Annotated in this window: 21 protein-coding genes; 12 read left to right on the top strand and 9 right to left on the bottom strand. The window is 72.3% G+C overall.

The window, feature by feature from the left end; translation table 11 throughout:
- Positions 1–81 precede the first annotated feature (81 nt).
- Both LH62_RS07785 and LH62_RS07780 read right to left on the bottom strand, forming a co-directional pair.
- Positions 82–1,050, bottom strand: coding sequence for a tripartite tricarboxylate transporter substrate binding protein (locus tag LH62_RS07785; protein WP_043360410.1), 969 nt, complete (start codon positions 1,048–1,050; stop codon positions 82–84).
- 31 nt (positions 1,051–1,081) lie between these two features.
- Positions 1,082–2,476: an MmgE/PrpD family protein gene (locus LH62_RS07780; protein WP_201445445.1), complete on the bottom strand. Its 1,395-nt coding sequence runs from the start codon at positions 2,474–2,476 to the stop codon at positions 1,082–1,084.
- Positions 2,477–2,606: 130 nt separating this feature from the next.
- Here LH62_RS07780 and LH62_RS07775 point away from each other — a divergent pair, with 130 nt between their 5' ends.
- From LH62_RS07775 to LH62_RS30190, 5 genes are all read left to right on the top strand, one after another.
- On the top strand, positions 2,607–3,386 hold the full coding sequence (locus LH62_RS07775; protein ID WP_043360405.1) for an SDR family NAD(P)-dependent oxidoreductase: 780 nt from the start codon (positions 2,607–2,609) through the stop codon (positions 3,384–3,386).
- A 21-nt stretch (positions 3,387–3,407) separates the two neighbouring features.
- Entirely contained in the window at positions 3,408–4,367 is a 960-nt protein-coding gene (locus LH62_RS07770) for a tripartite tricarboxylate transporter substrate binding protein (RefSeq protein WP_043360402.1), read from the top strand.
- Between the two features lie 2 nt (positions 4,368–4,369).
- Positions 4,370–5,386, top strand: coding sequence for a LacI family DNA-binding transcriptional regulator (locus tag LH62_RS07765; protein WP_043360400.1), 1,017 nt, complete (start codon positions 4,370–4,372; stop codon positions 5,384–5,386).
- Between the two features lie 18 nt (positions 5,387–5,404).
- Positions 5,405–6,298, top strand: a complete 894-nt coding sequence (locus LH62_RS07760; RefSeq protein ID WP_043360398.1) for an NAD(P)-dependent oxidoreductase — start codon at positions 5,405–5,407, stop codon at positions 6,296–6,298.
- Between the two features lie 227 nt (positions 6,299–6,525).
- On the top strand, positions 6,526–6,756 hold the full coding sequence (locus LH62_RS30190; protein ID WP_144404417.1) for a hypothetical protein: 231 nt from the start codon (positions 6,526–6,528) through the stop codon (positions 6,754–6,756).
- 44 nt (positions 6,757–6,800) lie between these two features.
- Here the strand turns inward: LH62_RS30190 and LH62_RS07755 are convergent, their stop codons facing one another.
- Together LH62_RS07755 and LH62_RS07750 are read right to left on the bottom strand one after the other, a co-directional pair.
- Positions 6,801–7,241, bottom strand: a complete 441-nt coding sequence (locus LH62_RS07755; RefSeq protein ID WP_043360396.1) for a hypothetical protein — start codon at positions 7,239–7,241, stop codon at positions 6,801–6,803.
- A complete protein-coding gene (locus tag LH62_RS07750) occupies positions 7,238–7,969 on the bottom strand; it encodes a DUF2786 domain-containing protein (RefSeq protein WP_043360393.1) in 732 nt (243 codons plus the stop codon). Before LH62_RS07750 ends, LH62_RS07755 begins: the two co-directional genes overlap by 4 nt.
- 80 nt (positions 7,970–8,049) lie before the next feature.
- Here LH62_RS07750 and LH62_RS07745 point away from each other — a divergent pair, with 80 nt between their 5' ends.
- From LH62_RS07745 to LH62_RS07735, 3 genes are all read left to right on the top strand, one after another.
- Positions 8,050–8,433: a VOC family protein gene (locus tag LH62_RS07745; protein WP_043360391.1), complete on the top strand. Its 384-nt coding sequence runs from the start codon at positions 8,050–8,052 to the stop codon at positions 8,431–8,433.
- A gap of 94 nt (positions 8,434–8,527) precedes the next feature.
- A complete protein-coding gene (locus LH62_RS07740) occupies positions 8,528–9,742 on the top strand; it encodes a sorbosone dehydrogenase family protein (protein WP_082012817.1) in 1,215 nt (404 codons plus the stop codon).
- Positions 9,739–10,335, top strand: a complete 597-nt coding sequence (locus LH62_RS07735; protein WP_043360388.1) for a c-type cytochrome — start codon at positions 9,739–9,741, stop codon at positions 10,333–10,335. Before LH62_RS07740 ends, LH62_RS07735 begins: the two co-directional genes overlap by 4 nt.
- On the opposite strand, the gene LH62_RS07730 is transcribed toward LH62_RS07735, so the two are convergent.
- Positions 10,332–11,306: an L-threonylcarbamoyladenylate synthase gene (locus LH62_RS07730; protein WP_043360386.1), complete on the bottom strand. Its 975-nt coding sequence runs from the start codon at positions 11,304–11,306 to the stop codon at positions 10,332–10,334. The two genes, LH62_RS07735 and LH62_RS07730, sit on opposite strands and share 4 nt — an antisense overlap.
- Positions 11,303–12,064: a 3'(2'),5'-bisphosphate nucleotidase CysQ gene (cysQ, locus tag LH62_RS07725; RefSeq protein WP_043360383.1), complete on the bottom strand. Its 762-nt coding sequence runs from the start codon at positions 12,062–12,064 to the stop codon at positions 11,303–11,305. Before cysQ ends, LH62_RS07730 begins: the two co-directional genes overlap by 4 nt.
- 90 nt (positions 12,065–12,154) lie before the next feature.
- Between cysQ and LH62_RS07720 the strand changes: the two genes are divergently transcribed.
- From LH62_RS07720 to LH62_RS07710, 3 genes are read left to right on the top strand one after another with little or no spacing between them, the layout of a single operon-like run.
- Positions 12,155–13,660, top strand: a complete 1,506-nt coding sequence (locus tag LH62_RS07720) for a leucyl aminopeptidase (protein WP_043360382.1) — start codon at positions 12,155–12,157, stop codon at positions 13,658–13,660.
- A gap of 10 nt (positions 13,661–13,670) precedes the next feature.
- Positions 13,671–15,074, top strand: coding sequence for a M17 family metallopeptidase (locus LH62_RS07715; RefSeq protein ID WP_052213920.1), 1,404 nt, complete (start codon positions 13,671–13,673; stop codon positions 15,072–15,074).
- A gap of 60 nt (positions 15,075–15,134) precedes the next feature.
- Entirely contained in the window at positions 15,135–15,584 is a 450-nt protein-coding gene (locus LH62_RS07710) for a DNA polymerase III subunit chi (protein WP_043360379.1), read from the top strand.
- 6 nt (positions 15,585–15,590) lie between these two features.
- Here the strand turns inward: LH62_RS07710 and LH62_RS07705 are convergent, their stop codons facing one another.
- Entirely contained in the window at positions 15,591–17,267 is a 1,677-nt protein-coding gene (locus tag LH62_RS07705; protein ID WP_160299797.1) for a radical SAM/SPASM domain-containing protein, read from the bottom strand.
- 96 nt (positions 17,268–17,363) lie between these two features.
- Entirely contained in the window at positions 17,364–18,332 is a 969-nt protein-coding gene (locus LH62_RS07700) for a tripartite tricarboxylate transporter substrate binding protein (RefSeq protein WP_043360375.1), read from the bottom strand.
- Between the two features lie 211 nt (positions 18,333–18,543).
- Between LH62_RS07700 and LH62_RS07695 the strand changes: the two genes are divergently transcribed.
- Positions 18,544–18,723: a hypothetical protein gene (locus LH62_RS07695; protein WP_043360372.1), complete on the top strand. Its 180-nt coding sequence runs from the start codon at positions 18,544–18,546 to the stop codon at positions 18,721–18,723.
- A gap of 1 nt (position 18,724) precedes the next feature.
- On the opposite strand, the gene LH62_RS07690 is transcribed toward LH62_RS07695, so the two are convergent.
- Positions 18,725–19,168: a nucleoside deaminase gene (locus LH62_RS07690; RefSeq protein WP_201445444.1), complete on the bottom strand. Its 444-nt coding sequence runs from the start codon at positions 19,166–19,168 to the stop codon at positions 18,725–18,727.
- Positions 19,169–19,172 lie beyond the last annotated feature (4 nt).

The raw sequence follows: 19,172 nt of genomic DNA, 5'->3' as shown, positions 1-19,172 counted from the left end.
AGTGCGAAGCTTGTCGGCAGCATCTGCGATGCCAGGCTCTCGTCCGGGACGAAGTCGGGCCGGCCTGACGGCGGATGCGGCCTATTCCAGCCGGATGGCGAGGTCGCGCAGGACGGAGCCCCAGCGTTCCCGATCGGTGGCGAGGAATTGCTGCATCTCGGCCGGCGTCTGGGTCAATGGCAGGGCGACCTGGGCGCGGAAGGCCTCCTGGACCTGGGGGGATCTCAGTCCTTCGGCCACGGTGGCGGCGATGCGGGCGGCAACCGGCGCCGGCAGCCCGGCCGGGCCGAGCAGGCCGAACCAGTTGGCCGCCTCCACCGGCAGGCCAAGCTCCTTCAATGTCGGCGCCGCGGGCAGTTGCGGGACGCGCTCCATGGCGCCGATGCCGAGGATCCTCGGCCGTCCGTCGCGCGCCGCGGCCTCGGCCGGGCCGGCATTGAGGAACATGCAGTCCACCTGCCCGGCGATCAGCGCCGTGGAGGCCGGCGCCGCGCCGGTGAAAGGAACGTGCAGCATCTCCAGCCGCGCCTGCCGGGCGAGCCCCTCCATCGCCAGATGCGAGGTGCTGCCGATGCCCCAGGAGGCGAAGCTGATCCGGCCCGGCTGGCGGCGCGCCATGTCGAGGAAGGCCTCCAGCGTCTCGGCGCCCAGGCCCGGCCGGGTGATCAGCGCGAAGGGGCCGCTGGCGAAACCCGTCACCGGCGTGAATTCGGTGACCGGGTTGTAGGCGAGCTTCGGGTAGATCAGCGGGTTGATGGCATGGGTCTCGGCATTGCCGAGGATGAGCGTATGGCCGTCCGCCGGCGCGCGGGCAGCGGCCTGCGTGCCGACCGCGCCGTTGGCGCCGGCCCGGTTCTCGACGACCACCGGCTGGCCGAGCGCCTGCCCCATGGCCGGCGCCAAGGCGCGGATCAGGATGTCGGCCAGGCCGCCGGGGTTCCAAGGGACGATGACGCGCACCGGCTGCTCGGGGAAGGCGGCCAGGGCGGGGGCGGCCAGCGGCAGGGCTGCGGCCGCCCCGAGCAGGCGGCGGCGGGCGATGATGGGCATGGGCATGGTCCTCCCCCGTTCTTCTGTTTCGTCAGGCCAGAAGGGCCATCAGGCCCCCGATCTCCGGCGCTGTCTCCAGCGCCCACAGCACGTCGAGCGCGGCATCGGCGCGGTCGGCGAAGCCGCCGAGGGCTGCGTTGTCGCGGAACTTCGCCGCCAGCTCCGCATCGCTCATCGGCCGTGCCTCGCTGCCGCGCGCATGCAGCACCGTCGCCTCCCGCTCCCGCCCATCGGCGAGCCGCACCGTCACCCGGGCGGCACCGCGCGGCAGCGAGGCATCGAGCGCCGTCGCGACCTTGGCGCGGAAGGCCGCCAGCGCCGGGTCGCACACCGCCGGCATCTCGAAGTCTGGCACGCCCGCGCGGCCGCGGAGCAGGCCCAGCGCGGCGCCGTGGTGGATGCTGACGCGCGCATCGCGTTCCGTCCGCACCGTGCGGTCGCCGCGGGCGAGCAGCAGCGCATCGCCGGCGACCGTCACGGCGGCGATGGCCTCGGGCGACACGTCGAGTTCGGCGCGGAGCTGGAGGCAGGCATCGATGACGGCGTGGAAGACGATGCCGGCCGGATAGGGCTTGTAGGTGGTGCGCGCGATCTCCCAGCGCTCGCCGAGGCCGGCGGTGATCTCCGCGACCTGCGGCGCGTCGCCCATGGCGCGGGCCCAGCCGAGCGGCCCCTCGATGGCGGCCGGCGCGGCCTCGTAGCCCGCTTCGGCCAGCAGCGCCGCCAGCAGCCCGTGCCGCGCGGCATTGCCCATGCCGACATTCTTCGCGGCACTCGGCAGGTTCTCGACCAGCCCGGCCGACTGGCTGGCGGCGATGCCGAGGGCGTGCCAGGCCTGCGCGGCCGTCAGCCCCAGCAGCCTGGCACAGCCGGCCGCCGCGCCGAAGACCCCACAGGTGGAGGTGATGTGCCAGCCCCGGTCGTAATGCCCGGGCGAGACGGCGTTGCCGATGCGGCACTCCACCTCCATCCCGAGCAGGAAGGCGTGCAGCACCTCCGCGCCGGAATGGCCGCGCTGCTCGGCCAGCGCCAGCAGCGGCGGCGCGACCGGCGCGGCGGGGTGGATGACGGTGCGGAGATGCGTGTCGTCATAGTCCAGCAGGTTGCCGGCGATGCAGTTGACGAAGGCGGCACTCAGCGGGTCGAGCTTCCGCCCCTGGCCGATGACGGTCGCCGCCGGTGCGCCGCTGAACCCAGCCATCACCTTGAGGGCGGTCGTGACCGCCGGATCCCGCGCCACGCCCAGCGCGCAGCCGAGATGGTTGAGCAGGCTGCGCACCGCCTCGTGCCGCAGCGCGGGCGGGATGTCCGTCCAGCGGGAGGCGGCGAGGAAGTGGCCGAGTGCCTCGCCGGCATAGGCTTGGCTGCTCATCGGGCGCGGCGTGCCGGAGCCGGCATGGCATGTTTCCTGGACGTATTGCAGCAAGATGCTGCCGGGTTGTGGTATCGGTAACCGCTAACATTCCGACTGTAAAGCGCTGTTAGTTCGATTGCGCTGGGGATCGCTTCCTGCCTAGGCTCGGCAAATGGTAGCGATCACACCAAATTCGGAAGGGATGAAATTGGGTAGCCTCCGTGGCCGCAGTGCGCTGGTCACCGGCTCGACCGGCGGCATCGGCCTCGCCGTGGCGGAGGCCTTGGCCATCGAGGGCTGCGCCATCCTGCTGCACGGCCTCGCCACGGAGGCGGAGGCGGCCCTTGCCCTGGCCACGGTGCAGGCCCATGGCGTCGAGGCCCGCTACCTCCGGGCGGACCTGGCCGATCCGGCGGCCATCGCTACCTTGGTCGCCGAAGCAGGCTCGGCAGACATCCTAGTGAACAACGCCGCCACGCGGCATTTCGGCCCGGTCGAGGATACGCCGCCCGAGGCCTGGGACATGGACATCGCCGTCAACCTCTCGGCGGCCTTCCACCTGCTGCGGCTGGTGCTGCCGGGGATGCGACGGCGCGGCTGGGGCCGGGTGGTCAACATGTCCTCGATCTACGGCCTGGTCGGCGCTGCCGGGCGCATCGGCTATGTCACCACCAAGACCGCGCTGATCGGGCTGACCCGCGCCGTGGCGCTGGAGACGGCCGGGAGCGGCATCACCTGCAACGCGCTCTGCCCCGGCTCCACCCTTACGCCGAACATCGAGGGGCGGCTGCGCGCGGCCATGGCGGAGCGTGGGCTCGGCCGGGCGGCGGCGGAGGCGCAATTCCTGGCCGGCAAGCAGCCGACCGGCCGTTTCGTGCAGGCCGAGGCGGTGGGCGCGATGGCGGCCTTCCTTTGCGGCGAGGCGGGGCGGGACATCACCGGGGCCGTGCTGCCGATCGATGGCGGATGGTCCGCGACCTGAACCGGCAGGAGGACAAGCGGGATGGAACGGCGAACCTTGTTGGCGACCCTGGGCGCATCGGCGCTGCTGCCGGCGCCGGCCCTGGCGCAGGCCTTTCCCTCCCGCCCCTTGCGGCTGATCGTCACCTGGCCGCCGGGCGGCACCACCGACATCCTGGCGCGGCAGCTCGCGCCGCAGCTCTCGGCCCGGCTCGGCCAGCCGGTCGTGGTCGAGAACCGCGGCGGCGCCTCGGGCGCCATCGGCGCGGCGGAGCTGGCGCGGGCGCCGAGTGACGGCCACAGCTTCGGCATGGTGACCAGCACGGTGATCTCCGCCGCGCTGCTCTCCCGCACCGCCTATGACCCGCTGCGCGACCTGACGCCCATCCTGCTGCTGGCGCGCGTCGCCAACATCCTCGTCGTCAACCCGTCCCTGCCGGTCCGCACGGTGCCGGAGCTGATCGCCCTGGCGAAGGCGCAGCCGGGAAGGCTAACCTTCGGCTCGCCCGGCACCGGCTCGGCGGTGCACATCTCGGGCGAGATGTTCAAGCTCGCCGCCGGCGTCGACATGCTGCACGCGCCCTATCGCGGCGGCGGCCCGGCGCTGGCCGACGTGGTGGCCGGGCATCTCCAGCTGATGTTCGGCAATGCCAGCTCCACCCTGCCCTTCGTGCGCGAAGGCTCGCTGCGCGCCATTGCCGTCACCTCCGCAGCGCGCGCCGCCTACCTGCCGGATGTGCCGACCATCGCCGAGACGCTGCCCGGCTTCGCCATCGACGAGTGGTACGGGGTGCTTGGCCCCGCCGGCATGCCGCCCGCCGCGGCGGAGCGGCTGAACGCCGCCTTCATGGACATCGTCACCCAGCCCGACGAGCGCGCCCGGCTGCTGGAAGGCGGCGCCGAGGTGGCCGGCGGCACGGTCGAGGCGTTCCGCCGCTTCATGGCGGAGGAGGTCGACAAGATCGGCGCCGTGGTGCGCGACGCGCGCATCATCGCGGAGTAGGCATGGACGGAGATCCCCCCGGCGCCGCGGCGCGGATGCGGGACGTGGCGCGCGTCGCCCAGGTTTCGGCCATGACCGTCTCCCGCGCGCTGAAGGATCCGGAGCGCGTCTCGCCCGAGGTGCGGGCGCGCATCGAGCGAGCGGTGCGGCAGGTGGGCTACGTGCCGAACCGGCTGGCCGGCAGCCTGTCCTCCTCGCGCTCCAACGTCATCGGCCTGGTGGTGCCGAGCATCAGCAACTCGCTCTTCGCCAGCACCATCCAGGGCATCTCCGACGTGCTGCGGCGGCATGGGCACGAGCTGATGATCGCCTCCTCCGGCTATGGCGAGGCGGCGGAGGAGGCGGCGATCCGCGCCTTCCTCGGCCAGCGCGTTGCCGGGCTGATCCTGCACGACACCACGCATTCGCCGGAGGCGGTGGCGATGATCCGCCGCGCCGGCATCCCCGTGGTGGAGAACGGCACCCTCACCCGCCAGCCGCTCGACATGGTCGTCAGCTATTCCAACCATGACGCCTCGATGGCGATGACGCGGCACCTGCTGCGGCTCGGCTATCGCCGCATCGGCTTCGTCACCCTGCCGCTGGCAGCCAACGAGCGCAGCCGGGACCGCCGCCGAGGCTATGCCGCCGCGCTGGACGAGGCCGGCCTGCCCTACGACCCGCGCCTGGTGCTGGAGGTGCCGCCAGGCCTCGCCGCGGGGGTGGAGGCGCTGGACCGGCTGCTTGAGGGCGGCGGCGATCCGGATGCCATCTTCTTCGCCGGCGACGTGCTGGCGATCGGTGCCGCGCTGGAGTGCAACCGGCGCGGCTGGCCGGTGCCGGGCCGTGTCGCCATCGCCGCCTTCGACAATATCGACCTGCTCGGCCATCTCGTGCCGCCGGTGACCACGTTGCGCCTGCCGCGCCACGAGATCGGCCGCCGCAGCGCCGAGGTCCTGCTCGACCGCATCGAGGGCCGCGCGACCGGTCCGCTGACCGTGGACCTGCGCTTCGAGATCATCCACCGCGCCAGCACATGACAGGGACGAGTACGTGACATGACGGATCAGGTGATCGGCTTCATCGGCCTCGGACAGATGGGCAGCCGCATGGCCGCGCGGCTGCTGGCGGCCGGCCATCGCGTGGTGGCCTACGACCCCGTGGCGGCGGCACTCGATGCCGCCGTGGCAGGCGGCGCCACTCGCGCCGCCTGCCCGCGCGAGGTGGCGGACCGGGCGGACTTGGTCTTCGCCAGCCTGCCCACGCCCGGCGTGGTGCGCGCGGTGGCGCTCGGGCCGGATGGCGTGCTGCAGGGCCAGCGTGCGCGCTGCTTCGCCGACCTCTCCACCACCGGCCCGCGCGTGGCGGGCGAGGTGGCGGCCGGCTTCGCCGAGGCGGGCCGCACCACCTTCGACTGCCCGGTGAGCGGCGGCATCACCGGGGCGGCGAATGGCCGGCTCGCCATCATGGTCTCCGGCCCGCGCGCCGAGTATGCGGCGCTGGAGCCACTGTTGCAGGTCCTGGGTAAGCCCTTCTTCTGCGGTGAGGGGGCGGGCCAGGCGCAGGTGCTGAAGCTCTGCAACAACCTGCTCGCCGCCGCGGCGCTCGCCGTCTCCTCCGAGGCGCTGGCGATGGGCGTGAAGGCGGGGCTCGACCCGGCGCTGATGTGCGAGGTGATCAACGCCAGCAGCGGCCGCAACAGCGCGACCCAGGACAAATTCCCCCGCGCCGTCATCCCCCGGACCTTTGATTTCGGCTTCACCACCGGCCTGTCGCACAAGGATGTCCGGCTCTGCCTCGATGAAGCGGAGGCGATGGGCGTGCCGATGGTGGTCGGCAGCGCGGTGCGGCAGATGCTGGCAGTGACCAGCGCGACCTTCGGCCCCGAGAGCGACTTCACCCATGTCGCCCGGGTCGTCGAGGACTGGGCCGGCGTCACGATCGGCGGGTGACGGCAGCCCTGTCACGCCGCCCTTTGGCCGCGGCGGTGCATCACATCGCTTACGTGCCGCTAAAACAATAAGGTTTCGGCACGCCAATTCACCCATCGGCCAGCGCCTCCACCGGCCTCGAGCCGGAACGCCCGGTCGTGCTCCGGCCTGCCTTGGGGCTCCGCGCCGCCCGGGCGGGCGTAGTCCGCGCATGGATCCGCAGGTGCCGAGGGGAGGTCCGGCGGAGCTTGGGGAGGAGAGGGTTCGTCCCCGGGTGGCGCCGGCTGGTTGGCCGGGCGGTTCAGCTCAAGATCGAGGCGGGCGGCCCGCCGGTGATGCGGCCGCCGGACCGGCGCGGCTCCGGCACGCGGCTGCCGGAGCGGGCGCTCGCGCACGACCTCGGCTCGGGCGGTGCGGTGGAGCTGCGCTTCGAGCCGGCGGGGGTGCTGGCGGCCGTCCGCTTCGTTCCTGTGCCATAGCCGCGCGCTCCCGGCAGGCCAGAAGCCGCCAAGCCGGTGATGCGCTATCCCGCACCGAGGAAGACGGGCCGCGCCGCAAGGTCGAAGGCGATCCCCGCGGCCTGGAGCGAGGCCGCCAGCTCGGCTTCCGGCATCCGGGCATGGCGGACCAGCAGGTGCAGGTAGAGACCGACGAAGGCCGGGCCGTGGCCGGCGCTCTCGCCTTCCGCCGTGCTGGTCATCGCATGGGCGAGCTCGTGCAGCAGGACCCAGCTCGGCAGCTCCGGCGGTGCCTCGATGGCGAGGCGGGTGGCGCGGGCGACGGTGCGGCGGGCCTGGCGGGGCAGGGGCCGCACCCGGGGCGGGAAGCGAAGCCCCTCGGCGGACCAGACATGGTCGACCAGTGCCTGCAATTGCCCGAAGGGGACGAGGGAGGCGTCGCGCGGCGCCACCACCCGGTCCTCCCAGGCGTAGAGGCGGCGGGCCATCGCGTCGTCGCGGCTCATCGCAGGCGGCGGGCGTGCGGGTCGGCGCCGACCGGGCGATTCAGCCCGACCCGGCCGCCGGCGGCCGCACCATCACCCCAGGCGCCGCGGTCACGCACCGTCGCCGTGCTGGTGACGCTGCGGAGCCGGATGCCGAGGCCACGGAAACCTTCCTCCACCTTGCGCTCCTTCGCCAGGACGAGGGCTGTACCGGTCGAGGTCGCAGCCTGCCGTACCTCGGCGGCGGCCTGGCGCTCATCCGCCATGGCGTCGAGGCGCTTCGCCACCCGGTCGGCGAAGCCGTAGCGGAAGCTCCGCAGGATGGCCTGCCCGGGCAGCGGGTTGTCCCGATAGGCCGGGCTGCGGCGGTAGCGCGCCTCCTCGAAGGTGAGCGCGCCCTCGACGACGCGGAGCAGGTACTCCGCCATCTGCACGTCGGGCTCGAGGCCATAGAGGACGAAATCCTCGCGCCCGTCGGTCCAGCCGCGGCATTCGCAGAGCCGGAGCACGGACGGGAAGAGCCAGCGCAGCGCGACGCGGCCCGGACCCTGGACGGTGAGGCGCGCCTGCACGCAGGCCTCCTCGCGCAGCTCCACCTCGCCCATGGAGAGGCCGTAGACTTCAAGCAGCTCGCCCACCTTGGCGGCGGCGGCCATGGCTTCCGCCTCGGAGCAGCCGCGCTCGACGGTCTTGGCGGCGAGGGCCCGGATGCGGGCCTTCACCTTGGCGAGTTCGCTCTGCTGGTCCATCCCGGGCAGATGAGGCGGCGCCCCGGCGGTGGTCAAGGCCGCCGTCGCAGGGCTAGGCTCGCGGCCCGAGGGAGGACCTGATGCCGCGCTACCGCTTCGACCATGTGCATCTCCGCAGCCCGGACCCGGAGGCGACCGCCGCCTGGTTCGAGGAAATGCTGGGCGCCGAGATCATCCGCAGCCTGCAGCAGGGCAAGCCGCGAATCGACATGAAGGTCGGCGGGCAGGATGTCTTCATCATCCAGGCCGATGCCGCCGCGGCCGCGCCGCCTTCCGCGCCCTACCAGGGCATCGACCATTTCGGCCTGAGCGTGGAGGGGCTGGACGAGGCGGTGTCGGGGCTGAGGGCGAAGGGCGTGCAGTTCACCATGGAGCCGACTTCGCCGCGGCCCGGCATCCGCATCTGCTTCATCCGCGGGCCGGAAAACATCTCGATCGAACTGCTGGAACGGACGCCAGCGTGATCGCCGGGAAGGGTGCCGTGGCATTGTCTTGCCGGGACGACATGAATTAGCTTCCAGGCGAATGGCGCAGCTAGGCGCCGTCCTGGAGGAATTGATGACGTCCCATTCCGCATGGCGTATGGCGCTGGCCGGTGCCCTGTCCCTGTCGCTGGGAAGCGCGGCCCTCGCCCAACAGGCCGCGGCCCCGCCCGCCTGGGCCCAGGGGCGCCCGGCCGAGCAGGCGAACAGCTCGCTGGCACCCCATGCCCCACGCCTGACGGCAACCCCGGCGGACCGCATCCCGCTCAACTCCATCCGGCTGCCGGAGGGCTTCAGGGCGGAGCTCTGGGCCTCCGGCATGCCGGGCGCGCGCATGATGGCGCGCGGAGAGGATGGCACCGTCTATGTCGGCACCCGCACCATCGGGCGCGTCTATGCGGTCAAGGACGAGGGCAACGCGCGCAGCACGCGCATCCTGGCGCAGCGGCTCGACAACCCGAACGGCGTGGTGGTGCGGGACGGCGCGCTCTACGTCATCGCCGTCAACCGGGTGCTGCGCTTCGACAACATCGCGCAGAACCCGAATGCCGAGCCAGTGGAGTTGACGGAGGCCTTCGCCCTGCCGACCGAAGGCCATCACGGCTGGAAATTCGCCGCCTTCGGGCCGGACGGCAAGCTCTACATGAATATCGGCGTGCCCTGTAACGTCTGCACCTTCGACGAGAACCGGCATGCGCTGATCGTCCGCTACAATCCCGACGGGTCGGGGCGCGAGGTGATGGGGCACGGCATCCGCAACTCGGTCGGCTTCGACTGGCGGCCGGGGACCAATGTGCTCTACGCCAGCAACAATGCCCGGGACTGGGCCGGCAATGAGCTGCCCGAGGACACGCTGCACCGGCTGTCGCGCCCGGGCGAGCATCATGGCTTCCCCTATTGCTCGGGCAACGCCTGGCAGGACCCCGGGCATACCGGGCGCCAGTGCTCTGAATTCCCGGCGCCGGTGGCGTTGCTCGGGCCGCATACGGCGCCGCTCGGCATGCGCTTCTACACCGGCACGATGTTCCCCGAGGCCTATCGCGGGCGGGCCTTCATCGCCCGGCACGGCTCCTGGAACCGCGACGCCAAGAGCGGCTTCGACGTGGTGACCGTCACGCTGAACGAGGACGGCACGCAGGGGCAGGTGGAGCCCTTCCTGAGCGGACTCCTCGACACCGCCGGGAACAGCTTCTCAGGGCGGCCGACCGATGTGCTGGTGATGGCGGACGGGTCGCTGCTGGTTTCCGACGAGCAGAACGGCGCCATCTACCGCATCACCTACCGGCGATGACAGGCTTGCGGGTTCTGTTGCTGGGGCTGGCGCTGATGGCGCCGGCCCTTCCCGCTGCCGCGCAGGGCGATGCGGCGGCGCGCGGCGCGGCGCTGGTGGCAGAGCGCAATTGCGGCGTCTGCCATGGCGAGCGGGGCATCTCCGCCATGCCGGGGATTCCATCGCTGGCCGGGCAGCAGGCGGAGTTCGTCGCCCTGCAGCTCGTGCTGTTCCGCGAAGGGCTGCGCGACGTGCCGGCGATGCAGGCGCCCGCCGATGGGTTGACCGACCAGCAGGTGGAGGACCTCGGCGCCTATGTCGCCACCCTGCCCCATGCGCCGCCGCCGGACCGGGCGCCGCGGGATGCCGGCGCCTTCGAGGCCGGGGCGGCGCTGGCGGGCCAGTTGCGCTGCGGGGTGTGCCACCTCCCGGCCCTCACCGGGCAGAACCAGGTGCCGCATATCGCCGGGCAACGCGAGGACTACCTGGCGGAAACGTTAAAGGCCTACCGCGACAGCAAGCGCCACGGCTCGGACACGCAGATGAACGGCGTGGTCCAGGGGCTGAGCGACGCGCAGATCGCCCAGATCGCCCACTACGTGGCGCAGCGCTAGCCGCGCGGCGCCGCGGCGCGCGCCAGCCGGTCGTTGATGGCGGCGCCGAGCCCCGTCTCCGGCACCGGCATGGCGGCGATGCCACGGCAGCCATGCGCGCTGCCCGCCTCGTCCAGCCAGCGCAGCCCGGCGAAGAGGCGGGCGGCGGCCTCGCGCAGGTCGCCGGCCTCGGAGAGGTTCCAGGCCACCGATGCACCGGGCAGGGGCGGACCGAAGGCGAGCAAGGCCTCATCCGGGCCGACCGAGGTCGCGCCGAGGCGCACCGGCAGGCCAGGGGCGTAGTGCGAGAGCAGCATCCCCGGCGAGCGCAACGAGGCCGTCGCCACCGCGGCCGAGGGGGGCAGGGTGCGGCCGACGGGGCCGAGCTCCGCCTCGATCGCCTCCACCGGCACGCCGCCGGGCCGGAGCAGCACGGGGCCGGCGCCGGTCAGGTCCAGCACGGTGGATTCGACGCCGACCGCGCAGGGCCCGTCATCCAGCACCGCGGCGATCCGCCCGCCGAGGCCGTCCAGCACATGCTCGGCCGTGGTCGGGCTGACCTGGCCGGAGCGGTTGGCCGAGGGCGCCGCCACCGGTACGCCGGCGGCCCGCAGCAGGGCGAGCGCCGTCGGATGCGCCGGCACCCGCACCGCCAGCGTATCCAGCCCGGCGCCGGCCAGCGGGTCGACCCGGCATTCCGGCCGGCGTGGCAGCACCAGCGTCAGCGGCCCGGGCCAGAAGCGGGCGGCCAGCCGCCGCGCCCGGTCATCGGCGCGGACTTCGGCGAAGGCGGCCTCGGCCTCCGGGTAGTGGCAGATCAGCGGGTTGAAATGCGGCCGCCCCTTGGCCTCGAAGATGCCGGCGACGGCCCGGGCGTTCCGCGCATCGGCGCCGAGGCCGTAGACCGTCTCGGTCGGGAAGGCGAGGAGGGCGCCCTCGCGCAGCAGGGCGGCGGCACGATTCAGCTCGGCAGGAGTCAGGCGCTCCGTCATGCGCCGCGGCAGATGAAGTCGGGGTTGCGCCAGCCCGGCTTGCCGTAGCGGAGCGGGGCGCCGTCCACCAGCGTCACCGCGCCGCCGGCAGCCTCCACCAGCGCCTGGCCGGCCGCCGAATCCCATTCCATGGTCGGGCCGAAGCGGGGGTAGAGATCGGCCGCGCCCTCCGCCACCCGGCAGAATTTCAGCGCGGAGGAGGCGCTGCGCCGTTCCGCCACCGGCCGCCCGGCAAGGAAGGGCTCCATCCGCGGGTCGTCGGCATAATGACGGCTGGCCAGCACCGTCAGCCCCTCGGCCGGCGGGCGGCGGGCCTGGATGGGGCGGCGGGTACCCTCGCCCTCCTCCTTCCAGGCGCCGGCGCCGAGCAGGCCGCCGAAGATCTCCCCCGTCGCGGGCAAGGCGAGCGCCCCGAGCACCGCCCGGCCCTCCCGCACCAGGCCGATGCAGACGGCGTATTCGCTGCGGCCCTTGGCGAAGTCCCGGGTGCCGTCGAGCGGGTCGACCAGCCAGAAGGCCGGGCAGGCCGCGGTGACGAGGCCGCCGGCCACCTCCTCCTCCGCCACGACGGGGATGCCGGGCGTCGTGGCGCGCAGCCCCTCGACGATCAGCGCCTCGGCCACGTGGTCGGCCTCGGTGACGGGGCTTTCGTCGGATTTGCGGTCCACCACGAAGCCGGCGCGGCGCACCGCCTCGATCGCGGCCGCGGCGCGGCGCGCGAGGCTGGCGGCGAGGTCCAGCAGCAGTACATCATCCATCCCCGCAGCTTTACCCGGCCGCCCCGCCTCCCGCCAGCGGCGGAGGGTGCTATCCTTGGCAGCTCACCCTTGTCCGGGAATCCCAGCCGCATGATCGACATCGCTTTCGTGAAGCCCGCCCTGCCCCGCCATGGCGCGCTGGTGCTGCCCATCGGCGAAGGGGCGGAGGCCCTCGGCGGGCTCGCGCAGGCGGTCGATGCGGCGAGCGGCGGCGCCGTGCAGCGCGCGCTGACGGCGGCCAATTTCAAGGGTCGCAAGGGCCAGAGCTGCACCATCTGGGCCCCGGCCCTGGCCGATGGCGCCGCGGGGCCGGCCCGCATCGTCGCCATCGGCCTCGGCAAGGAGGTGACGGCGGAGGCAGCCGAGGCGGCCGGCGGCGCGCTCTACGGCGTCATCCAGGCGGAGCGCGAGGCGGTGGTGTCCGCCGAGGCGCTGCCGCCGCCCGTGGCCGCGGCGCTCGGCATGGGCCTCTTGCTGCGCAGCTACCGCTTCGACCGCTACCGCACCACGGAGAAGGAGGAGGACAAGCCGAAGCTCGAGCGCCTCTCCATCGCCACCGATGCCGCGAGCGCGGCGAAGGCCGCCTGGGCGCCGCTGCGCGCCGTCGCCGACGGCGTCTTCCTCACGCGGGACCTGGTGACCGAGCCGCCGAACATTCTCAACCCGCCGGAGATGGCGGAGCGCTGCCGCGCGCTGGAGAGCCTCGGCCTCACCGTAGAGATCATGGGGCCGAAGGAGCTGAAGAAGCTCGGCATGGGCGCGATCCTCGGCGTGGCGCAGGGCAGCGCGCAGGAGCCGCGCATGGTGGTGATGCAGTGGAACGGCGCGTCCAAGGGGAAGAAGGGCACGGCGCAGCGCCCGGTCGCCTTCATCGGCAAGGGCGTGACCTTCGACACCGGCGGCATCTCCATCAAGCCCGCCGCCGGGATGGAGGACATGAAGTGGGACATGGCCGGCGCCGGCGCTGTCATCGGGCTGATGGCGGCGCTCGCGGGCCGCAAGGCGAAGGTGGATGCTGTCGGCCTCGTCGGCCTCGTTGAGAACATGCCGAGCGGCAGCGCGCAGCGCCCGGGCGACGTGGTGACGACGGCGAGCGGCCAGACCGTCGAGGTCATCAACACCGATGCCGAGGGGCGGCTGGTGCTGGCCGATGTCCTGCACTACTGCCAGACGCGCTTCGCCCCGCGCTTCATGATCGACCTGGCCACGCTGACGGGCGCCATCATCATCGCCCTCGGCCACGAGCATGCCGGCCTGTTCAGCAATGACGACGAGCTGGCCGGTCGGATCATGGCGGCCGGCAAGGCGGTGGGCGAGGCCTGCTGGCGGATGCCGCTGGGCGAGGCCTATGACAAGCAGATCAAGTCCGAGATCGCCGACATGAAGAATGTCGGCGGGCGGCCGGGCGGTTCGATCAGCGCGGCGCAGTTCATCCAGCGCTTCGTCGACACCAAGGCAGGGCCGATGCCCTGGGCGCATCTCGACATCGCCGGCACCGCCTGGAGCGGCAAGGACCTGGCGACATCGCCGAAAGGGGCGACGGCCTTCGGCCTCCGCCTGCTCGACCGGCTGGTTGCCGAGCATTACGAAGGCTGAGCCGCCTTTCATGCTGACGGTGAAGCTGCGGCGGGCGCCGCGCGAGGAGGCGCGGGCGCCGCTCGCCCTGCCGCTGCCGGATGCCGCCGCCGTGCCGGCCGCGCTGCGGGCGGCGGCGGAGGCGGCCGGCTTCACCGGCGCCCTGCGCCAGGCGGTGATGCTGCCGGAGCGGGGGGTGATGCTGGTCGGCACCGGCGCCGCGCGCCGGGCACTCGACTGGGAGGAGGCGGGCGGTACGGCCGCCGCCATGGCGGGCGAAGCGCGGCGCTTCGGCATCGATGCGCGCGGGCTGGCGCCGGCCGATGCCGCCGCCCTCGCTGCCGGGGCCTGCCTGCGCGCCTGGCGCTTCACCCGCTACCGGGCGGAGCCCTCGCCAGGGCCGCGGCGCCTCGACCTGATCGTCGATGACCCGGAGGCGGTGTCCCCGTGCTGGGACCGGGCGGCGGCCGGGGTGCGCGGCTGCCTGCTGGCGCGCGACCTCGCCATGGAGCCCGGCAACGCGCTCACCACCCGCGCCTTCGCCGCGCGGCTGGAGGCGCTGGCCGAGCATGGCATCGCCGTCGACGTGCTCGGCCGCAAGCGGCTGGCGCGGGAGGGGCTGGGCGGGCTGCTTGCCGTCGGCGGGGGCAGCGAGAACCCGCCGCGGCTGGCCGTGCTGCGCTGGCGCGGCAGCGTCGCGGCGGCGCCCGTGGTTTTCGTCGGCAAGGGCATCTGCTTCGACACCGGCGGCATCAGCGTCAAGGGCGCGGCGGGGATGGAGGCGATGAAGGCCGACATGGCTGGCGCCGCTGCCTGCGCCGGGGCGATGCTGTCCCTCGCGCTCCGCCGTTCCCCGGCGCCCGCCATCGCCATCCTCGCGCTGGCCGAGAATGCGGTGGGGGCGGAATCCTACCGGCCGGGCGACGTGCTGCGCATGGGCTCAGGCCGCAGCGTCGAGGTCATCGACACCGATGCCGAAGGGCGGCTGGTGCTGGCCGATGCGCTGCACTACGCGCAGCGCTTCAAGCCACAGGCGGTGCTCGACCTGGCGACGCTGACGGGCGCCATCGTCACCGCGCTCGGGGCGCATCGGGCCGGGCTGTTCGGCACCGATGCCGGGCTGCTGGCCCAGGCCCAGGCGGCGGGGGAGGCAGTGGGCGAGATGCTCTGGCCCATGCCGATCGGGGCGCGGCACCGCGAGGACCTCGCCAGCGCCATTGCCGACCTGAAGCAATGCGCGAGCGGGACGCGGCAGCCGGATGCCTGCCATGCCGCGGCCTTCCTCCGCGAATTCGCGGGGCCGGCGCCATGGGCCCATCTCGACATCGCCGGCGTCGATGACCGGGCCGAGGCGACGGCGCTCGGCCCGCGCGGCCCGAGCGGCTTCGGCGCAAGGCTGCTCGATACCCTGGTCGCCATGTATTTCGAGCATTGATCGTCCGATGACCGGAGCGCCGCCTGGCGCGGAGGTCTGATTCGGCCGAGGGAGGATCGCATGGCCGAGGTCGCCTTCTACCATCTCACCCGATTGCCGCTGGAGATGGCGCTGCCGAAGCTGCTCGGCCGGGTGCTCGGCACCGGCGGGCGGGCGGTGGTGCTCTGCGGCAGCGAGGAGCGGGTGGCCGCGCTCGACGATGCGCTCTGGAAGTCGGCCGACCCGGACTGGCTGCCGCATGGCACGGCCAGGAGCGGCCATGCCGCCATGCAGCCGATCTGGCTGACGGCGGAAGATGCTCCGGCGCCGAACGGCGCGCGCTTCCTCGTGCTGGTCGATGGGGCGGAGAGCGCGCGGTTCGGCGAGTACGACCGGGTGCTCGACCTCTTCGACGGCGCCGACGAGGAAGCGGTCGCCGCCGCCCGCCGCCGCTGGAGCGCGGCCAAGGCGGCGGGGCATGCGCTCTCCTACTGGCAGCAGGGCGCGCGGGGCTGGGAGAAGAAGGCCTGATGCCGATCAGACGCGGTACAGCACCGCGCCGTCCATCTGGAAGCCAAGGTTGCGGGTGGCGATGCGGACTTCGAGAAGCTCCGTTCCTTCAGCGTCGGTTTCGAAGCCAACTCCGCCTACGACGTCCATTGGGCCGCTCAGCCTGATGGTATCAACCACCTGACAAGTCTTCAGCAGCTCCACGACAGCAAAACTCTGTTGCTCCCATCCGGTGAAGGCGGCATTCAGGTCGATACGATAACGGCCGGGCGGAACGCGCCAATAAGGTCCCCAGACGCGAATGGCGGCCTCGGGCTCGAACGCCTGGGGGTGATTCAGGATCAGGCTGCCGTGATCGGCGGCGACGTCCTCCCGCCGGTTGAAGGCGAGCGCCGGAATGCAGATGACGCGCATCTCCTGCGTCGTCACCTCCTGCACCATGCGGGTTACTGCCTGCGGGTCGTCGATCCGGCAGTTGCGGCAAGCCGGCATCGACGCCCAGTCCTTGCGCCGGAACCGCTCAAGCGCGGCCAGCCGTGCTTCGCTCTCGAGAAAGGCCTTGACGTCGCCATCGGCGACGCTGCCAAGCTTGCCCTGGCGGAGGAAGTCGAAGCAGCAGGCGACGACGGTGCCGTCCCAGTCTATCACGAGGTCGGAGGCGACCTTCGCCGGAGAGCAGCAGGCCGCAGCCGGGGCCAAGGATTCCTGTTCGAAAACGGTATTGTGGCCGCACCGGTTCGACAGGGCGGAGAAGTCTGGCAGGGCCGCGCCCAGGTCGAGCGACATGCGCAGCATCTCGGGGATATCCCCGAAATTTTCCCGATTCAAAGGAACCGAGAGATGGGCACGCTGACCAAGTTTGCTCAGCAGTTGCCGGATGCGCGGCATGGCCCGGTGGTGGCGCAGCGGGTCCATCCGACGATCATAGACATCTGGCCGGATCGACTCGACATGGACGGCGATGGCGCAACTGTGCTCGAGCGCCCCGTCATGCCGGGACGGCTCGTAGACCGACCCTGTCGTGGCGATCAGAGGCGAGGCTGAGGGCAGCCGCGCACGGATATAGGCCAGGCGCTCCTTGAGATGCGGGTCGAGCATCGGCTCGCCGTAGAGCCCGAACACGATGGAGCCGGCATAGCCAAGCTCGGCCAACCCATCGACGATCGATTGGAAGAGCGGCATCGACATGACGCCCTTCGGCACGTCGGCGGTGACCGGCTTGTTGGTCGGGCAGTTGATGCAGGAGGCCGGGCAGCGCGTCGTCGTTCCGAGGATCACGCAGCTCAGCTTCGTAAGATCCTCGGCCGAGACCGGGTCGAAATCGAAGGCGGCATCGCGGGAATCCGGAGCATGGCCATCGGTGACGGTAAGGAGACGAAGCAGGGGCGGTTCGGCAACCTCTTCGACCTCGACCACGATCCGGTACCCGTCCGGCTCCGGGATGAGCGCATGCAACAGCACACGATCATCCGGGCCACGCTCCAGCCTGCGGCCGCCGGTTGCGACCCCGGTGCCGCCGGCGAGCGGTGCGACATGGATGCGGACATCGGCCGCGGCTGTCCGGGCATGCAGCTGCACCTGCGCCAGAATCGACACCGGGCCCGCTGGAAGGGTTGCATCATACGCGACGAGGGGGCGAAGGCCGGCTGCGGATGGCGGCAACTGGGGCGTTGCGACATGAACGTTACCGAAGTTGATCTGCACGGCAGCGTCCTGTACCCAACGCATGAGGCTGAATCAGCAGGACCTATTCTAGGCGATACATTGTTGCCTATCAATCTTTGCTTTGGTTGATAGGCCTCAGCCTTCCAACCGAATCCCCGTCAGCTCCACCAGCCCCTGCCAGCGCTCCACCTCCGCCCGTTGGAAGGCCGCGAACTCCGCTGCCCGCAGCGGCGCCGGGGTGAAGCCGAGGCTGGCCAGCCGCGATGCCATGGCCGGCTCGGCGAGGATCTTCGGCAGTGCCTCCGAAAGCCGGTCGATGACCGGCGCCGGCGTCCGCGCCGGGGCCCAGAGGCCGAACCAGGCATCGACGGCCATGTATCCCGCGCCGGCCTCGGCGAAGCTTGGCACATCCGGGACGTCGGGCAGCCGCGCCGGGGCGCCGATGCCGAGAGCCCGCAGCCGCCCCTCCTTCACCAGCGTCATCACCTGCGGCCAGGTGGAGACGAAGAAGTCGACGACGCCGGCGATGGTGTCCGTCGTCGCCTGGGCGCCGCCGCGATAGGGCACGTGCGTCGCCTCGAGACCGGCGCGGCGGACGAAGCTTTCGGCGATCACATGGCTGGCCGAGCCGACGCCGGAGGAGGCATAGGTGAGGCGCCCCGCCCTGCCGCGCGCGGCAAGCTCGGCGAGCGTGTGGGCGGGCGAGCTGGCGGGGACGACGAGGGCGTGATGCACCTCGGCCAGCCGGCCGATCGGGGTGAAGTCCTCAACCGGGCGATAGGGCAGGTCGCGCACCATGGCCGCGTTGGCGGCATGGGTCTGGTTGTTGCCGAGGCTCAGCGTATAGCCGTCCGGCGCCGCGACGGCCGCCGCCTGGGTGCCGACCACGGCGGCGCCGCCCGGCCGGTTCTCGACGATGAAGCTGCTCCCCGGGATGGCGGCGGCCAGCGCCTCGGCCAGCGCGCGGGCCAGCACATCCGTGCTGCCGCCGGGCGGGTAGGCGAGCAGGATGCGGACGGGCTTCACCGGCCAGGGCGCCTCCTGCGCAGGGAGAGCGCCGGGCGCCAGCAGGGGCGCGGCAAGCAGCGCGCGGCGACGGATCATCCTTTGTCCTCTCTTCGGAAATATCCGGTAACGTAATTTCACCGCTTCGTGACGGTATTAACCGGTGTGGTCAAGCTTCGGGATACACTTGGTTTCTACTTTGCCGTTATCATGACACAACCATACGGCATCCTCCCCCCGGATGCAGGAGACCAGAGATGCCACGCAGACATGCTGCGCGCTGCACCGGCCCGGCGGGGGGATGAGGCGCATGGAACGGCGCACCGATCCCTGGGGGGACTTCCTGCGGCGCATCCTTCTCTCGGCGGGGCTCGCCAGCGCCGCAGCGGTATCCTCCACCGCGACGGGCAACGACACCCCGCAGGCCGAAGTGTCGGAAGCCGAGGCGCAGCCGCAGCCGGAAGCCTCGGTCCCCACCGCCAAGGCCTGACCTACCGCCGCGCCGCGAAGAATTCGCGCAGCACGGCGCCGCATTCCGCCTCGCGCATCCCGCCCACCACTTCCGGCGCGTGATGGCAGGAGGGTGCGGCATAGATCCGCGCGCCATGCTCGACACCGCCGCCCTTCGGGTCATAGGCGCCGAAGACCAGGCGCCGAATGCGGAAGAAGCCGATCGCCTGGGCACACATCGGGCAGGGCTCCAGCGTCACCGTCAGCGTGCAATCGGTGAGGAATTTGTCGCGCCGCCCTGCCGCCGCTGCGCGCAGCGCCAGCAGCTCGGCATGGGCCGAGGGGTCGTGCCGCGCTTCCACCTCGTTGCCCGCCCGGGCCAGTACGCGCCCGGCAGCATCCGTCACCACTGCGCCGACCGGCACCTCGCCCCGCGCCGCGGCGGCGCGGGCCTCGTCGAGGGCGATTTCGATCGGGGCAGGCATGGCG

It is taken from the genome of Belnapia sp. F-4-1 (assembly GCF_000802185.1).
Lineage (GTDB): Bacteria > Pseudomonadota > Alphaproteobacteria > Acetobacterales > Acetobacteraceae > Belnapia.
Note: the sequence above shows the minus strand (reverse complement) of the source record. Positions and strands in the feature narration are given on the sequence as shown.

Bases quoted from the DNA above. Each gene is read 5' to 3' on its own strand.
- LH62_RS07785 (WP_043360410.1), bottom strand. From the start codon at position 1,050: ATGCCCATCATCGCCCGCCGCCGCCTGCTCGGGGCGGCCGCAGCCCTG.
- LH62_RS07775 (WP_043360405.1), top strand. From the start codon at position 2,607: ATGAAATTGGGTAGCCTCCGTGGCCGCAGTGCGCTGGTCACCGGCTCG.
- LH62_RS07770 (WP_043360402.1), top strand. From the start codon at position 3,408: ATGGAACGGCGAACCTTGTTGGCGACCCTGGGCGCATCGGCGCTGCTG.
- LH62_RS07765 (WP_043360400.1), top strand. From the start codon at position 4,370: ATGGACGGAGATCCCCCCGGCGCCGCGGCGCGGATGCGGGACGTGGCG.
- LH62_RS07760 (WP_043360398.1), top strand. From the start codon at position 5,405: ATGACGGATCAGGTGATCGGCTTCATCGGCCTCGGACAGATGGGCAGC.
- LH62_RS07755 (WP_043360396.1), bottom strand. From the start codon at position 7,241: ATGAGCCGCGACGACGCGATGGCCCGCCGCCTCTACGCCTGGGAGGAC.
- LH62_RS07750 (WP_043360393.1), bottom strand. From the start codon at position 7,969: ATGGACCAGCAGAGCGAACTCGCCAAGGTGAAGGCCCGCATCCGGGCC.
- LH62_RS07745 (WP_043360391.1), top strand. From the start codon at position 8,050: ATGCCGCGCTACCGCTTCGACCATGTGCATCTCCGCAGCCCGGACCCG.
- LH62_RS07740 (WP_082012817.1), top strand. From the start codon at position 8,528: ATGACGTCCCATTCCGCATGGCGTATGGCGCTGGCCGGTGCCCTGTCC.
- LH62_RS07735 (WP_043360388.1), top strand. From the start codon at position 9,739: ATGACAGGCTTGCGGGTTCTGTTGCTGGGGCTGGCGCTGATGGCGCCG.
- LH62_RS07730 (WP_043360386.1), bottom strand. From the start codon at position 11,306: ATGACGGAGCGCCTGACTCCTGCCGAGCTGAATCGTGCCGCCGCCCTG.
- cysQ (WP_043360383.1), bottom strand. From the start codon at position 12,064: ATGGATGATGTACTGCTGCTGGACCTCGCCGCCAGCCTCGCGCGCCGC.
- LH62_RS07720 (WP_043360382.1), top strand. From the start codon at position 12,155: ATGATCGACATCGCTTTCGTGAAGCCCGCCCTGCCCCGCCATGGCGCG.
- LH62_RS07715 (WP_052213920.1), top strand. From the start codon at position 13,671: ATGCTGACGGTGAAGCTGCGGCGGGCGCCGCGCGAGGAGGCGCGGGCG.
- LH62_RS07710 (WP_043360379.1), top strand. From the start codon at position 15,135: ATGGCCGAGGTCGCCTTCTACCATCTCACCCGATTGCCGCTGGAGATG.
- LH62_RS07700 (WP_043360375.1), bottom strand. From the start codon at position 18,332: ATGATCCGTCGCCGCGCGCTGCTTGCCGCGCCCCTGCTGGCGCCCGGC.
- LH62_RS07695 (WP_043360372.1), top strand. From the start codon at position 18,544: ATGGAACGGCGCACCGATCCCTGGGGGGACTTCCTGCGGCGCATCCTT.
- LH62_RS07690 (WP_201445444.1), bottom strand. From the start codon at position 19,168: ATGCCTGCCCCGATCGAAATCGCCCTCGACGAGGCCCGCGCCGCCGCG.